This window comes from Protaetiibacter intestinalis (genome assembly GCF_003627075.1).
Classification (GTDB): Bacteria; Actinomycetota; Actinomycetes; order Actinomycetales; family Microbacteriaceae; genus Homoserinibacter; species Homoserinibacter intestinalis.
The window spans coordinates 922,063-937,644 of the sequence record NZ_CP032630.1; the positions used below are offsets into that span (position 1 = coordinate 922,063).

Sequence of the window (15,582 nt, forward strand, 5' to 3'; positions counted from 1 at the left end):
TCACCATGACCACCGACTTCCGCACGCTCGGCGTGCCCGCCCCCCTCGTCGCCGCCCTCGCAGCCGACGGCAAGACCGAGGCGTTCCCCATCCAGGCCGACACCCTGCCCGACACCCTCGCCGGGCGCGACGTGCTCGGCCGCGGCCGCACCGGCTCCGGCAAGACCATCGCCTTCGCGCTGCCGCTCGTGGCGCGCCTCGGCACCAAGCTCGCCGGCGGCGGGCGCCGCGGCGGCCTGCCGCTCGGCCTCGTGCTCGCCCCCACCCGCGAGCTCGCCACCCAGATCGCCACCACCATCGCCCCGCTCGCCGAGGCGTACGGCCTGCGCGTCACCACCATCTACGGCGGCGTCTCCCAGAACCGCCAGGTGGAGGCGCTGCGCGCCGGCGTCGACATCGTCGTCGCCTGCCCCGGCCGCCTCGAGGACCTCATGGGCCAGAAGCTCGTGCGACTCGACGCCATCGAGATCACCGTCATCGACGAGGCCGACCACATGGCCGACCTCGGCTTCCTGCCGGGCGTCACCCGCATCCTCGCGGCCACACCCGAGGGCGGGCAGCGGCTGCTGTTCTCGGCCACGCTCGACAACGGCGTCGACAAGCTCGTCACGCGCTTCCTCGACCAGCCCGTGCTGCACTCGGTCGACGAGGCCCACTCCCCCGTCGCCGCGATGACCCACCACGTGTTCTCGGTCGAGGGCGTCGAGGCCAAGAAGGAGCTCGTGCAGGCGCTCGCCTCCGGCACCAGCCGCCGCATCCTCTTCATGCGCACCAAGCACCACGCCAAGCGGCTCGCCCAGCAGCTCACGGCATCCGGCATCCCGGCCGTCGACCTGCACGGCAACCTGTCGCAGCCGCAGCGCGACCGCAACCTGGCCGCGTTCTCGGACGGCTCGGTGCGCGTGCTCGTCGCCACCGATGTCGCGGCGCGCGGCGTGCACGTGGACGACGTGGAGCTCGTCGTGCACGTCGACCCGCCCATGGAGCACAAGGCGTACCTTCACCGCTCGGGCCGCACGGCGCGCGCCGGCAGCGCGGGCGACGTCGTGACGGTCGTCATGCCCGGCCAGGAGAAGGACCTCGCGCAGCTCATGCGGAAGGCCGCCATCACGGCGACGCCCGAGCGCGTGACCGCGACGTCGGATGCCGTGACGGCGCTCGTCGGCGAGGTCGCGGAGTACGTGAAGCCGGCCCCGAAGGAGCCGCGCCAGCAGCAGGGCGGCGGCGGACGCAGCCAGGGCGCCAACGCCCAGCGCAAGCGCGCGGCGCGTGCCGAGCGCGAGGCGGCGCAGCCGCGGGCCGACCGTCCGCGGCGTGACCGCTCGGGGCGTCCGGCGGCGAAGCAGCAGCGTGCCGCGGGATCCGCCTCCGGGCAGACCCGCTCGGGTGGAGGCCGTTCGGCCACCACGCGCGGCGGCAGCGCCACCGTCTACAGCTCGTCGAGCTCAGCGCCGCAGGGCAACCCGCGCCGCGGGGGCCGCCGCGCGGCGCGCCCCGCGGGCTGACCAGCCGCCGGCGTCAGCCGAGCACGCCCGCGGAGGCGAGGGCCGCGCGCAGCAGCGTGCCGCGTCCGCCCTCCATCTCGTCGTGGAAGGTGCGCGCCGAGGCCTCGGCGGGCGTCACCCAGGTGAGCTCGAGCGCGTCCTGACGGGGCTCGCACGTGCCGGTGACCGGCACGACGAAGGCGAGCGACACCGCGTGCTGGCGGTCGTCGACGTACGCCGACAGCCCCGGGATGGGGAAGTACTCGGCCACCTGGAACGGCACCGGGCTCGTCGGCAGCTGCGGGAACGCCATCGGACCGAGGTCCTTCTCGAGGTGCCGGAACAGCGCGTCGCGGATCGTCTCGCCGTACATGACGCGACCCGAGACGAGCGTGCGGGTGATCTCGCCGACCGGGTTGGCCCGCAGCAGCACGCCCACGTGCGTGACGATGCCGAGCCCGTCGACGCGCACCGGAACCGCCTCGACGTAGAGCAGCGGCATCCGCCCGCGCACCCACGCGAGCTCCTCGTCGTTCAGCCACGCCGAGTTCGGCTCGTCGCGGGGAGGTTCGGGGATGCCGGCGCCCACGGTGCTCATGGCTTCATTGTGTCGCACGCGGCGGGCGCCCCCGCCCGCCCGACGTGAGAAATGCAGGAGAAACGGCATCCGCATCCGGTCCCACCCCCGGAAATCCGGGGGGCGCGTGCGGGATCTCCTGCATTTTCGACACGGGAGGGGCGGATGCGGGGCACGATGGAGGGGTGACGGAGCTGTCGATCGACCCGGACCTCGTGCAGTGGAGTGTGGAGCCGGCGGCCCGCCGCGGTCGCCCCCTCGTGATCCTGCTGCACGGCCGCGGTTCCGACGAGCGCGACCTGGCCGGCCTCGCCGAGCTGCTGCCCGCCGAGTTCGTGTACGCCTCGCTGCGTGCGCCGCACCCATTCGGTCCGGGCTTCGCGTGGTTCGACGACGCGGTCGAGGTGCCGGGCGACCCGCGCATGGCGTCCGCCGACGCGGCCGCGGATGCCGTGCTCGCCTGGCTGCACGGGCTCGGCTGGATGCCGCCCGCGGTCGGCGCGGCGGGCTTCTCGCAGGGCGGCGCGATCGCCACCCACCTGCTGCGGCAGGGGTACGGCCGCGTCGAGTTCGCGGTGAACATGTCGGGGTTCGTCGTCGGCGGCACGCACCCGGGCGACGACCGGCTCGTGCGCGAGCCCCCGCCCGTCTACTGGGGGCGCGGCGGGGTCGACCCGTTCTTCTCCCCCGAACTCATCGCGCGCGCGGAGGCGTGGCTGCCCTTCCACACCTCGCTCGAGTCGGCCGTCTACCCGGGCGTCGGGCACACCGTGCCGGACGCCATGCTGCGCGACGTGGTCGAGTTCCTGCGGGCGCGCGCGACGGACTAGCCGCGCCTCACGGTGTCTCGGACAGCCGCTCGCCCAACGCCCCGAGCCCCAGGGTGATCGCCTCGTAGATGAACCAGCCGACACCGATGAGCGCGAGCTGCGCGACGCACAGCACGATCTCGGTCCGCCCCTCGCCGAGCGCGCGCCACCGGGCCACGAGGTAGCCGACCGGCCCGAGCAGCATCCAGGCGAGCGCAGGCCGGCGCGGGAAGCCGCGGTCGTAGAGCTGCCGCCGGTCACGCCAGGCGAGGGCCAGCAGGACGCCGACGATGAGCCCGGCGAGGGTCGGCACGAGCAGCGAGGCGAGCGCGCTCGCGAGCCCCAGCAGGGCGATCGGCAGCAGCACGAAGACGATCCAGCCGGGAGACCAGGCGATCCAGGCGACGGCGCGGGTGGATGCGTCGGGTGGGCGGTGGATCTGCTCGCGCACGTGGATGCGGCGGGCGATCGGCCCCGGCACGGGCGGCGCCTCGCGGGTGAACTCGGTCCAGGCGACGCCATCCCACCAGCGCTCGCGCGCCGCATCCGCCGGGTCCGGATGCCATCCCTCGGCGGGGAGTGCGGCATCCGGTGACGACATGCGGGTCATGTTAGGGCGTGCGCGGCGTCATCGCCCCGCCACGCCCGTCTCGTAGGCGAGCACGACCGCCTGCACCCGGTCGCGCAGCCCCAGCTTGCCGAGCACGCGGGCGACGTGGGTCTTCACGGTGGCCTCCGAGAGCACGAAGCGCTCGGCGATCTCGGCGTTGCTGAGGCCCTCGCCGAGGGCCGCGAAGACCTCGTGCTCGCGCGGGGTGAGCGCGGCGAGCCGGTCGTCGGAGGCGGGGGCCCGGCCGGCGTCCGGCAGGCGTTCCGCGAACAGCTCGAGCATCCGGCGCGTGACGCGCGGGGCGATCGCCGCGTCGCCCGCGGCGACGGAGCGGATCGCGGCGACGAGCTCCGGCGGCCGCACGTCCTTCAGTAGGAAGCCGCTCGCCCCCGCCCGGAGGGCCGCGAAGGCGTACTCGTCGAGGTCGAAGGTGGTCAGGATGATGACGCGCGAGTCGGGCGCCTCCGCCACCACGCGGCGGGTCGCCTCGATGCCGTCGACGCCCGGCATCCGCACGTCCATGAGCACGACGTCGGGCTGCAGCGCCCGCACCATCGAGAGCGCGGCGGCGCCGTCGCCGGCCTCGCCGATCACCTCGATGCCGTCCTCGGCCGCGAGCACGAGGCGGAACCCCATGCGCAGCATCGACTGGTCGTCGACGATGAGCACCCGGATGCCGGTCACCGCGTCTCCCCCTCTGCCGTGCGCGTCCCGAGCGGCAGCACGGCGTGCACCTGCCAGCCGCGCTCGTGCGGGCCCGCATCCACGGTGCCGCCGTGGGATGCCGCCCGTTCGCGCATCCCGATGATGCCACGGCCGGTGCCGGATGCCGTGGGCCGCTCGGCCGTGAGCGGCTGCGCCTGGTTGGTGACGCGGACCTCGAAGCGCTCGCCCGCGGCGTCGCGGACGCGCGTCAGCTCGACGAGCACGAGCGGTGAGGCGGGTGCGTAGCGCAGCACGTTGGTGAGCGACTCCTGCACGATGCGCCAGATGGAGCGCCGCACCGCCACGGGCAGCTCGTCCTGCACGCCGGAGCGCACGATCCGCACGGCGAGGCCCGCCGCCCGGAACCGGGCGACGAGCTCGTCGAGCCCCACATCCGGCTCCGGCTCGAGCGGGGCGTCGGAGCCGGGTTCGCGCAGCACGCCGAGCACGCGGCGCATGTCGTCGAGCGCCGAGCGGCCCGTCTCGGTGAGGGCGTCGAGGGCGCGCGCGGCCCCCTCCGGGTCGCTCGCGGATGCCGCCCGGGCCCCGTCGGCGAGCGCCACCATGACGGTGAGCGAGTGCGCGACGACGTCGTGCAGCTCGCGCGCGATGCGGGTGCGCTCCTCGGCCACCGCGAGCGCCTCGCTCTGCGCGCGGTCGTGGGCGAGGGCGTTGGCGCGCTGGATGAGGGAGTCGATGTGCTGCCGCCTGCCCCGCACGCTGATGCCGATCGCGATGGCGACGAGGGAGCCGATCGCGATGATCGCGATCGTCGCGATCGCGAGGCCCACCCGGTTCACGTCCGGGTCGGTGGCGGTGTCCCGCACGAGGAACGCGACGGCGGTGCCCGCGACGAGCATCGCGCCGAGCTCGACGAGCCAGGTGACGGCGGGCGGGCGCGCGGCCGCGACCGCGTACATGCCGAGGGCGATGGCGAGCTCGAACCCGCCCGTCTCGCCGGTGAGCGCGAGGCACGCGACGAGCAGCACGACGAGCGCCGCCACGGTGAGCACCGGCTCCCGGCGGCGACGCAGCAGCACGAGGCCGCCGCCGAAGGCGAACGCGACGAGGATCCAGCCGCGTCCCGGATCGGGCACCGGATCGCCCACATAGCCGAGCACGAGCGCCGCGAACAGCGACGGCACCGTGAACCACAGCGCGACGAAGACATCGGTGAAGACCGGATGCTGCACGAAGAAGCGGCGCACCGCCCCCAGCCGGCGGGCGTCGAGCTCGGTGAACGGACCGTCGGCGGTGGCGGCGGATGCCGGCCGCAACCAGCCGCGCAGCCGGGCGAGCACGCGCGACGGCGGCGCCGCATCCCCCGAGGGATCCGGCGCCGCCTGTGCGCGTGGCTCGTCGATCAGTCGTCCCGCCTCGAGAACACGAACGTTCCGGCCGCCAGCAGTGCCGCGGTGTAGCCGCCGAAGACGGCGAAGCCGGTCCACGGCTCGAGGCCGCCCATGCCGATGACGTCACCCGAGACGACCGCCGAGCCGGCGGGCGCGGGCAGGTACTGGTAGACGTCCCACAGCCACTCGGCGCCCGTGGTCGCGGAGATGATCTGCACGACGATCGGCAGGATGAACAGCACCCCGACGAGGGCCGTGATGGCGGCCGCGGTGTGCTTCACGAGCAGACCGATGCCGAACGCGAACCAGCCCGAGAGGGTGAGGTAGAGCACGACCCCGACGAGGGCGCGGAGGTCGTCGGCGCCGAACGTCGTCTCCACGCCGCCCGCGTTCAGGATCGGCAGCGCGACCGCGGCCGAGACGCCGAGCGCGACGAGCGAGACGGCGAACGAGCTCAGCAGCACGACGATCGCCTTGCCGGCGACCACGAGCATCCGCCGAGGCTCGGCCGCGAGGGTGGAGCGGATGCCGCCCGTCGCGTACTCGCCGGTGATGACGAGTGTGCCGAGCACGCCGATGACGAGCTGCGCGATCGGGTAGCCGACCACGAGCACGGCGGCGCCCGCCGGGGCCTCGTCGGGGATGACGGTGATCGCCCACGCGAAGAGCGCGGCGAACGCCGCCATCACGAGGACCGTGGCGGCCGCGATCCACACCGTGGAGCGGAGGCTGCGCAGCTTGATCCACTCGGAGCGGATGCCGCGGGCGAGGGTGGGCCGGATGCCGGACCCGAACCGGGTGGCGGTCGTGGCGCTCATCGGGCCACCTCCACGGGGACGCTCGTGCGGTACTCGACGGAGTCGTCGGTGAGGGCCATGTACGCGTCCTCCAGCGAGGTGGTGAGCGGGGTGAGCTCGAGCAGGACGATACCGGCTGCGGCGGCCGCACCGGCGATGTCGGCCACGTCGAGCTCGCGGATCTCGAGCACGCCGGGCTCGTCGGAGGCGACGGTCGCCCCGCTGCGGGCGAGCAGCTCGGCGAGTTCGGAGGCGCGCTCGGTGCGCACGCGCACCGCCGGGCTCCCGGCGCCGGCCACGAGCTCGGCGACGGGGGCGTCGGCGAGGATGCGGCCGCGGCCGATCACGATGACGTGGTCGGCGGTGAGCGCCACCTCGCTCATGAGGTGGCTCGAGAGGAACACGGTGCGCCCCTGCGAGGCGAGGAACCGGGCGAAGGTGCGCACCCAGCGCACGCCCTCCGGGTCGAGGCCGTTGACCGGCTCGTCGAAGATCAGGATCTGCGGGTCGCCGATGAGGGCGGCCGCGATGCCGAGCCGCTGTCCCATGCCGAGCGAGAAGCCCTTGACGCGCTTGCCGGCCACGGCATCCAGCCCGGTCTGCTCGATGACCTCGTGCACCCGCTGCTTCGGGATGCCGTGGCTCGCGGCGAGCGAGAGCAGGTGGTGGTAGGCGGTGCGGCCGGTGTGCACGGCCTTCGCGTCGAGCAGGGCGCCGACCGTGGTGAGGGGGGAGCGCAGTTCGGCGTAGCGCTGGCCGGCGACGGTGACGCTGCCCGCGGTGGGGCGGGTGAGGCCGACGATCATGCGCATGGTGGTGGACTTGCCGGCGCCGTTCGGGCCGAGGAAGCCGGTGACGGTGCCCGGCTGCACGGTGAAGCTGACGTCGTCGACGGCGATCCGGTCGCCGTATCGCTTGGTGAGGCCGCGTGCCTCGATCATGGTGCCCTCCTTCGTGGGGTGTGCTTCGACGCTACGAAGGGGGTGCGGCGCGGCTCGGCCCCCGCCCGGGGTATCTCGCGCGGGCCGCATACCTCCCGGGGATGACCCCGAAGTCCCCGAAAGCACGTACTTTTGGGCCGATTCGGGCCCCCTGGAGCCCAAAAGTGCGTACTTTCGCGGAGGTCGGGGGCGGGGACGAAGATGGGGGGATGGATGGGGCCCTCGAGCGGTTCTCGCCGGCGACGCGGGAGTGGTTCGACGGCGCGTTCCCGCAGCCGACCGCCGCGCAGGCGGGGGCGTGGGAGGCGATCTCGTCGGGGCGGCACGCGCTCGTGGTGGCGCCGACGGGCTCCGGCAAGACGCTCTCGGCGTTCCTCTGGTCGCTCGACCGGCTGCTGACGGCGGAACCCGCCGACCCGCGACGGCGGACCCGGGTGCTCTACATCTCGCCACTGAAGGCGCTCGGCGTCGACGTGGAACGCAACCTCCGCTCGCCGCTCGTCGGCATCACCCAGACGGCGAAACGGCTCGGGATGCCGGCCCCCGCGATCACGGTCGGGGTGCGTTCCGGCGACACCCCCGCCGCCGACCGCCGGCTGCTGCAGCGCGAGCCCCCCGACATCCTGATCACGACGCCCGAATCGCTCTACCTCATGCTGACGAGCGCGGCCCGCTCGACCCTCGCCGGGGTCGAGACGGTCATCGTCGACGAGATCCACGCGGTCGCCGCCACCAAGCGCGGGGCGCACCTCGCGGTGTCGCTCGAGCGCCTCGACGCGCTGCTGCCGAAGCCCGCGCAGCGCATCGGGCTGTCGGCGACCGTGCGGCCGCTCGAGGAGGTGGCGCGGTTCCTCGGCGGGCGCGAGCGGGTCGAGATCGTGGCGCCGCCCATCCAGAAGACCTTCGAGCTGCGGGTCGTGGTGCCCGTCGAGGACATGACCGAGCTGGGGGCGAGGGCCACGGATGCGGAGCTCGGCGAGGACGAGAAGGCCCTGGCATCCGGCGGCTCGATCTGGCCGCACGTCGACCGGGCGATCGTCGACGAGGTGCTGCGGCATCGCTCGACGATCGTGTTCGCGAACTCGCGGCGGCTCGCGGAGCGCCTGACGGCGTCGATGAACGAGCTGTACGCGGAAGAACTCGCGGGCGAGCCGGGTTTCGATACGCCCGCCACGCGGGCTGCTCAACCGGCGGCGGGGGCGCGCGTTCCCGCCGCCATGATGGGCGCATCCGGCCAGACCTCGGGCGCCGGGCCGATCTTGGCGCGCGCCCACCACGGCTCCGTCAGCAAGGAGCAGCGCGCCCAGATCGAGGACGACCTCAAGTCGGGCCGCCTGCGCTGCGTCGTCGCGACGAGCTCGCTCGAACTCGGCATCGACATGGGCGCCGTCGACCTCGTGATCCAGGTCGAGTCGCCGCCGTCCGTGGCCTCCGGCCTGCAACGCGTGGGTCGCGCGGGGCACCAGGTGGGCGAGATCTCGAAGGGCGTGCTGTTCCCCAAGCACCGCGCCGACCTGCTGCACACGGCGATCGCGACCGAGCGGATGCGCGAGGGGCTCATCGAGGCGATCGCCGTACCGCAGAACCCGCTCGACATCCTCGCCCAGCAGACGGTGGCGGCCGTCGCGCTCGACACGGTCGAGGTGGAGGAGTGGTTCGAGACGGTGCGCCGCGCGGCGCCGTTCGCGACCCTGCCGCGCAGCGCCTACGAGGCGACCCTCGACCTGCTGGCGGGGCGGTACCCCTCCGACGAGTTCGCCGAGCTGCGGCCGCGCATCGTGTGGGACCGCGTGGCCGGCACGATCACGGGACGCCCGGGCGCGCAGCGGCTCGCGGTCACGAGCGGCGGCACGATCCCCGACCGCGGCATGTTCGGCGTGTTCATCGTGGGCGGGGATGAGGGCGCCCGCCGGGTGGGCGAGCTCGACGAGGAGATGGTCTACGAGTCGCGCGTCGGAGACGTGTTCGCGCTCGGGGCGACCAGCTGGCGCATCGAGGAGATCACCTCGGACCGCGTGCTCGTCTCCCCCGCGTTCGGCCAGCCGGGGCGCGTGCCGTTCTGGAAGGGTGACGGCCTCGGGCGACCGGCCGAGCTGGGGCGCGCGATCGGCGCCTTCCAGGCGGAGCTGGCATCCGGCACCGTGAGCGCCGAACGGCTGGAGGCCGACGGGCTGGATGCGCGCGCCGCCCGCAACCTGCTCGCGTTCGTCGCCGAGCAGAAGGCGGCCGCCGGGGTCGTGCCGAGCGACGCAACCCTGCTCGTGGAGCGTTTCCGCGACGAGCTCGGCGACTGGCGGCTCGTGCTGCACTCCCCCTACGGCACCCCCGTGCACGCGCCGTGGGCGCTCGCCGTGGCGGCCCGCATCCGGGAACGCCTCGGCGTCGACGGCTCGGCGATGGCGGGCGACGACGGCATCGTGGTGCGGCTGCCCGAGACGGATGCCGACCCGCCGGGCGCGGAGCTGTTCGCCTTCGAGCCGGGCGAGCTGGAGACCGTGGTGACGGAGGAGGTGGGCGGTTCGGCGCTGTTCGCGTCCCGGTTCCGGGAGTCGGCGGCACGCGCCCTGCTGCTGCCGCGGCGCAACCCCGGGCGGCGTTCGCCGCTCTGGCAGCAGCGGCAGCGGTCGGCGCAGCTGCTCGAGGTGGCGCGCAAGTATCCGAGCTTCCCGATCATCCTCGAGACGGTGCGCGAGGTGCTGCAGGACGTCTACGACCTGCCGTCGCTGCGCGAGCTCGCCACCGCGATCGCGAACCGTCGCGTGCGGCTCGTCGAGGTGGAGACGGATGCGCCCTCGCCCTTCGCGCGCACCCTGCTGTTCGGGTATGTGGCGGCGTTCCTCTACGAGGGCGACTCCCCGCTCGCGGAACGCCGTGCGGCGGCGCTCTCGCTCGACCCGGCGCTGCTGGCCGAGCTGCTGGGTCGCGCGGAGCTGCGCGAGCTGCTCGACCCCGAGGTGATCGCGCAGACCGAGCGCGAGCTGCAGCGGCTCGACCCGGAGCGGCACGCACGCGACGCCGAGGGCCTCGTCGACCTGCTGCGGGTGCTGGGTCCGCTCTCGGTGGACGAGCTCGCCGCGCGCTCCGCCCCCCAGGAGGTCGAGGAACTGCTGACCGAGCTCGCGCGGGCGAACCGGGTGCTGCGCATGCAGATCGCCGGTGTCGAGCGGTGGGCGGTCGTCGAGGATGCCGCGCGCCTGCGCGACGCGCTCGGCGTGCCGCTGCCGATCGGGGTGCCGAGCGCGTTCCTCGAGCCGGTCGCCGACCCGGTCGGCGACCTCGTCAGCCGCTACCTGCGCACGCACGCCCCCTTCACGGCGGCGGATGCGGCATCCCGGCTCGGTCTCGGCGTCGCCGTGGTCACGGATGCGCTGCGCCGGCTCGCCGCCGACCGGCGCGCGGTCGAGGGCGAGTTCCGCCCCGGCGCCACCGGCACCGAGTGGGTCGACCCCGAGGTGCTGCGGAGGCTGCGGGCCCGCTCGCTCGCCGCGCTGCGGGCCGAGGTGGAGCCCGTGCCGCAGGCGGCGCTCGGGCGGTTCCTGCCCGACTGGCAGCACACCGGCGGTGGCCTCCGCGGCCTCGACGGCCTCGTCTCGGCGATCGACCAGCTCGCGGGTCTGCCGCTGCCCGCCACCAGCTGGGAGAGCCTCGTGCTGCCGAGCCGCGTGCGCGACTACACGCCGGCCATGCTCGACGAGCTGATGGCATCCGGCGAGGTCGTGTGGGCGGGCCGCGGCGAGCTGCCGGGCGGCGACGGCTGGGTGAGCCTGCACCTGGCGGATGCCGCCGGGCTGACCCTGCCCGCACCGCTCGCGCTCGAGCCGGATCCGCTGCGCGAGCGCCTGCTCACGGCGCTCGACGGAGGGGGCGGCTACTTCTTCCGGCAGCTCGCGGCGGCCGCCGCGGGCGACGATTCACCCACCGACACCGAGCTCGCCCGCGCCCTGTGGGACCTCGTCTGGGCCGGGCGCGTCACGGGCGACACCTTCGCGGGGCTGCGGGCACGGCTCGGCGCCACCACGACGCGCACCCGGGCGACCCCGCGCGGGCGGGCGCACCGGGCCCGGGCGCGGGTGTCGGCGTCGCTCGCCGCCTCCGCGCCGCCGACCGTCGCCGGCCGCTGGAGCCTGCTGCCGCATCCGGATGCCGTGCCCACCGCCCGCGCGACGGCGCTCGTCGAGCAGCTGCTGGAGCGGTACGGCGTCGTCACCCGCGGCGCCGTGCAGGCTGAGGGGGTGGAGGGCGGCTTCGCGCTCGTCTACAAGGTGCTGTCGAGCCTCGAGGAGACCGGACGCGTGCGCCGCGGCTACTTCGTGGAGGGGCTCGGGGCGGCCCAGTTCGCGACCCCCGCGACGGTCGACCGGCTGCGCTCGTTCCACAGCGACCGGGATGCGGATGCGCCGCCCGTCGCGGTGACGCTCGGTGCCACCGACCCGGCGAACCCGTACGGGGCCGCGCTCGGCTGGCCCGAACCGCCCGCCGGGCACCGGCCGGGCCGCAAGGCGGGCGCGCTCGTCGTGCTCGTCGACGGGGCGCTCGGGCTCTACGTCGAGAAGGGCGGTAAGACGGTGCTGAGCTTCCTCGACGCGGATGCCGAGGAGGCCCGCGAGGCTGCCGCGGCATCCCTCGCCACCACGGTGCGGGCCGCGGGCGGGCGGCTGCGCGTGGAGAGGATCGACGGCGAGTTCGCCGTCGGCACCCCGCTCGGCGACGCCCTGCAGCGCGCGGGCTTCGCCCCCACCCCGCAGGGCCTGCGGCTGCGGTAGGCGTGTCGGGGGGCGCCCCCTCCGCGGGTTGAGTAGCCCGCGCAGCCCCCCTCCCGCGGGGTGAACAGCCCGCGCAACACCCCCTCTGCGGGTTGAGTAGCCCGCGCAGCGGGCGTATCGAAACCCGTGCAGACGTGGACCAGTGGGGCCTCACCGAGCGAAGGCGCCCCATCGAGGGGCGCCTTCGCTGGTTTCGATACACCGCGCTTCGCGCGGCACTCAACCAGCGGGAGGGCGCGCCGCGGCTCACCGCGAAACACAGCGCGGCCGCGGGCCGCACCTCACGCCAGCACACCCCTCCACTCCGGGGTAGCGTGCGAGGGTGCCCGAGGGTGACACCGTCTACCGCACGGCGCGGCAGCAGCACGAGGCGCTCGCGGGGCGCGTGCTGACCGCGTCGGACTTCCGGGTGCCCGCCTTCGCGACCCTCGACCTGGCGGGAGAGACGGTGCACGAGGTGGTGTCGCGCGGCAAGCACCTGCTGCACCGCATCGGCGCGTTCACGGTGCACTCGCACCTGAAGATGGAGGGCGCGTGGCGGCTGTTCCGCGGCGGCGAGCGCTGGACGCTGCCCGCGTTCCAGGCGCGCGCCGTGCTCGAGGTGCCGGGGGTGCAGTCGGTCGGCTTCCAGCTCGGCACCCTCGAGGTGCTGCCGACGGCCGAGGAGGAGCGCGTGGTGGGGCACCTCGGACCCGACCTGCTCGGAGCCGACTGGGATGCCGCGGAGGCGGCGCGGCGCCTGGCATCCGATCCCGGCATCCCCGTCTTCGTGGCGCTGCTCGACCAGCGCAAGCTCGCCGGGGTCGGCAACGTCTACGCGAACGAGCTGTGCTACGTGCGCGGGCTGCTGCCGACCCGCCCGATGGGCGAGGTGGAGGATGTGCCGGCCCTCGTCTCGCTCGCGCATCGCATGCTCGTGGCGAACCGCGGCCGATGGACCCGCTCCACCACGGGCGACCTGCGCCCGGACCGCCGCAGCTGGGTCTACGGCCGCACCGGCCGGGCGTGCCTGCGCTGCGGCACGACGCTCGAGGGCGGCGAGCTCGGCGGCGTCGAGGGGCAGGAACGGGTGGTCACCTGGTGCCCGCGATGCCAGCGCTGAGCGACGCCGTCACATCCAGAGGTGGATGAAAATGGTGCCCTCGTCGGGGATGTGGAGCTCCAGCACGACACCGTCGGGTCGCGCCAGGTCCGCGAGGGCGAAGGTGCCCTCGACGTCCACGGCCGGTGCGTAGATGTACGTGCCGATGTCGTCGGCGCAGTCGTCCGGGGGTCGGCCGTTGAACCGCCAGACCTGCAGCTGGAAGTGGTACCTGGTCTCCGAGCCGAGCCCCACCTCGGCCGTCCCCTCGTCGAACGGGAGCCCATCGCCCGTGCACTCCCCGCCACGGAGGTTGACGAGCTCGGTGTCGGTGCCGCCGAGCCAGAGCTCGAAGGTCTGCAGGCGCGCGTTCGGCCAGACGCTGCCGTCGACCCGGTAGCGGATGTCGCGCTCGAGCGTCGCGGCGCGGACGAGGCTGTTGGGCCCCCACCACGCGCGCGAGTCGAACAACCCCCACACGACCGAATGCCCGGCGGCGTCGGTGAGCTCGACCTGGCTGCGTGCATACAGACCCATGCACACGTCGTAGATCCGCACGGGCGTGTGCCCCGCCTCCGCGTGGCCGCGGACCTCCATGAGCCCGGTGCCGCTGCAGTTCGGGAAGCCCACGCCGAGCTCCTCGCTGATGAGCACCACATAGTCCACGGGGCGGTCGACCATGAGATCCAGTGTCATCGTGACCGTGCCGCTCAGGTTCGGCGCGCTCGAGGTCCAGACGCTGTCGATGTCGAGTTGGGGCAGCTCGGGAACGACGTACGCGGGTGACTCGTCGACCGCGGTCGTGAACTCCCAGTCGCTGCGGCCGTTGCCGCCGCCGAGCGTCCAGCTCTCGCGCAGGTCGATCGTCACCCCGGCGAGCTGCATACGGTACACGCGGTCCTCCGGGATGGGGCACGCGCCGCGGCAGTCCCCGTCGACGGCCGGCAGCAACCGGGCATCCTCGGAGTAGCCGGTCGGGAGGGTGACCCGGCCGCGCACCACGAGGTCGCCCGAGAAGCCGAGATCCCACATCCGGTCGCCCTCGACGTGCACGCCGCTGCCGTCGAGGAAGCTCGCCGTGCACAGCACGCGCGGCGTGGTGATGGGGTCGTCGGCCGACCACTCGGCGGAGTGGCACGAGGCGCCCTCCGCCGTCGCGACCTCGAGACGGACGGACTCGACGTCGAGACCGGACCCGTCGTGCCAGTCCGCGATCTCGAGGCTCGGCACGAGCCGGTCGGGGCTCTGCGCCACGATCGTGGAGGTGTAGATCGGCTGCGTGCGTTCCCACGACGCGGAGTCGTCGGATGCGTCGAACCAGCGGGCGCACACGACGAGCGTCGCGCCCGGGCTCACCCGGAAGGTCGCGGCGTGCTGCTCGTGGTACTCCGGCAGCACGTTGAGCTCGAGCAGCCGGTCGGGGTCGACCGAGCTCTCGGCCCGGGCCGCCGGGGAGAGCGCGGTGCCGGCATCGCACGACGGCGGGGCGTCCGCGTCGACCTCGAACGCGCGGATGTCGAGCGACTGGTCCTGGGTGCGCAGTGCCGTGGCGAGGAGCAGGTTCTCGCCGACGGGCGTGAGCCTGAGGCTCGGCCGGGTGGGTGCGCCCGCGGTGTTGAACGAGATCGGGTACGGCACCATCTCGGCGCCTGCGTCCGAGGTGCCGGTGAGCTGCGCCGTGTAGACGGTGTCGGGCTGCAGCTCGGGGATCGTGAAGCAGAACGCGTTGACGGGGGTGGTCGCGTCGTCGGCCCCGGCCGCGATCGCCGCCTGGTACGCGGCGCGCTGGTCGTCGGGGGTGGAGAGCTCGACCACGCGCGGCGCGACCGAGCCGTCGACCGGCTGGTAGCGCAACTGGAAGCGTGCGGGCGCGTTGGCGACCACGCCGAAGGGCGTCTCCCCCTCGGGCGGGTCGACCACCTCGGGCGAACAGCCGGTGAGCCTGCTGCCGTTGACCCCGCTCGGCGGGAACGCGGTGACCGTGCCCCAGAGGTACTCCCGCACGAGCGGCAGCACGGTGCTGCGGAGCCCCTCGGGGCAGTCGGTCGCCGGCTCGCCGTCGCGCGGCGCGCACGCGTCGTCGGTGCCGCCGCCGGTGCCGCCGTCGTCCGATCCGCCGATGACCGTCAGCTCGTAGGCGGGGTCGGGCGAGGCGGCCAGCGTGTCGACGAGCTCCGCCACGGAGGGGTCGAGCCGGGCGGATGCGTCGACGGGGCCCGCCGGCACCCGCACGGTGCGCGTGGCATCCGGGGTCTCGTCGTCCTCGTCGGGGGTCTGCTCGTCGGCGGCGGGGATCGGCTCGTCGCCGATCACGATGGGCTCGGCCACCACGACCGACTCGGTGCCGGTCGCGACCGTGACGGTCTCGGGAGCGGCGAACAGCGTGCCGAGGTACAGGGCGCCGGCGCCGAGGGCGAGCGCGGAGGTGGCGGCGACGACGGGGCGGATCCAGCGGGGGGTCAT

11 protein-coding genes are annotated in these 15,582 nt (G+C 74.4%); 4 read left to right on the forward strand and 7 right to left on the reverse strand.

The window, feature by feature from the left end:
* The first annotated feature begins 5 nt into the window (after positions 1-5).
* The gene (locus D7I47_RS04500) at positions 6-1,505 is read left to right on the forward strand and encodes a DEAD/DEAH box helicase (protein ID WP_120761943.1); all 1,500 of its coding nucleotides are present in this window, start codon (positions 6-8) and stop codon (positions 1,503-1,505) included.
* A 13-nt stretch (positions 1,506-1,518) separates the two neighbouring features.
* On the opposite strand, the gene D7I47_RS04505 is transcribed toward D7I47_RS04500, so the two are convergent.
* Complete coding sequence (locus D7I47_RS04505) at positions 1,519-2,082, reverse strand: NUDIX hydrolase family protein (protein WP_120761944.1); 564 nt, start codon at positions 2,080-2,082, stop codon at positions 1,519-1,521.
* A gap of 164 nt (positions 2,083-2,246) precedes the next feature.
* Here D7I47_RS04505 and D7I47_RS04510 point away from each other — a divergent pair, with 164 nt between their 5' ends.
* The gene (locus D7I47_RS04510) at positions 2,247-2,891 is read left to right on the forward strand and encodes an alpha/beta hydrolase (protein WP_120761945.1); all 645 of its coding nucleotides are present in this window, start codon (positions 2,247-2,249) and stop codon (positions 2,889-2,891) included.
* A 7-nt stretch (positions 2,892-2,898) separates the two neighbouring features.
* On the opposite strand, the gene D7I47_RS04515 is transcribed toward D7I47_RS04510, so the two are convergent.
* The 5 genes from D7I47_RS04515 to D7I47_RS04535 form a co-directional block, all read right to left on the reverse strand.
* Positions 2,899-3,471 carry a DUF2510 domain-containing protein gene (locus D7I47_RS04515; RefSeq protein WP_157981631.1) on the reverse strand — a complete coding sequence of 191 codons (573 nt, stop codon included), beginning with the start codon at positions 3,469-3,471 and terminating at the stop codon, positions 2,899-2,901.
* A 27-nt stretch (positions 3,472-3,498) separates the two neighbouring features.
* The gene (locus D7I47_RS04520; RefSeq protein WP_227000837.1) at positions 3,499-4,164 is read right to left on the reverse strand and encodes a response regulator; all 666 of its coding nucleotides are present in this window, start codon (positions 4,162-4,164) and stop codon (positions 3,499-3,501) included.
* Positions 4,161-5,486, reverse strand: coding sequence for a sensor histidine kinase (locus D7I47_RS04525; protein ID WP_120761947.1), 1,326 nt, complete (start codon positions 5,484-5,486; stop codon positions 4,161-4,163). The genes D7I47_RS04520 and D7I47_RS04525 overlap by 4 nt, the downstream gene beginning before the upstream one ends.
* Before the next feature lie 62 nt (positions 5,487-5,548).
* Positions 5,549-6,355, reverse strand: a complete 807-nt coding sequence (locus tag D7I47_RS04530; protein ID WP_120761948.1) for an ABC transporter permease subunit — start codon at positions 6,353-6,355, stop codon at positions 5,549-5,551.
* Positions 6,352-7,275, reverse strand: a complete 924-nt coding sequence (locus D7I47_RS04535; protein ID WP_120761949.1) for an ABC transporter ATP-binding protein — start codon at positions 7,273-7,275, stop codon at positions 6,352-6,354. Before D7I47_RS04535 ends, D7I47_RS04530 begins: the two co-directional genes overlap by 4 nt.
* Positions 7,276-7,484: 209 nt before the next feature.
* On the opposite strand from D7I47_RS04535, the gene D7I47_RS04540 reads away from it, so the two are divergent.
* A complete protein-coding gene (locus tag D7I47_RS04540; RefSeq protein WP_120761950.1) occupies positions 7,485-12,038 on the forward strand; it encodes an ATP-dependent helicase in 4,554 nt (1,517 codons plus the stop codon).
* 322 nt (positions 12,039-12,360) lie between these two features.
* Positions 12,361-13,140 carry a DNA-formamidopyrimidine glycosylase family protein gene (locus tag D7I47_RS04545; protein ID WP_120761951.1) on the forward strand — a complete coding sequence of 260 codons (780 nt, stop codon included), beginning with the start codon at positions 12,361-12,363 and terminating at the stop codon, positions 13,138-13,140.
* A gap of 9 nt (positions 13,141-13,149) precedes the next feature.
* Here D7I47_RS04545 and D7I47_RS04550 read toward each other — a convergent pair whose 3' ends face one another.
* Positions 13,150-15,582: a hypothetical protein gene (locus D7I47_RS04550; RefSeq protein WP_120761952.1), complete on the reverse strand. Its 2,433-nt coding sequence runs from the start codon at positions 15,580-15,582 to the stop codon at positions 13,150-13,152.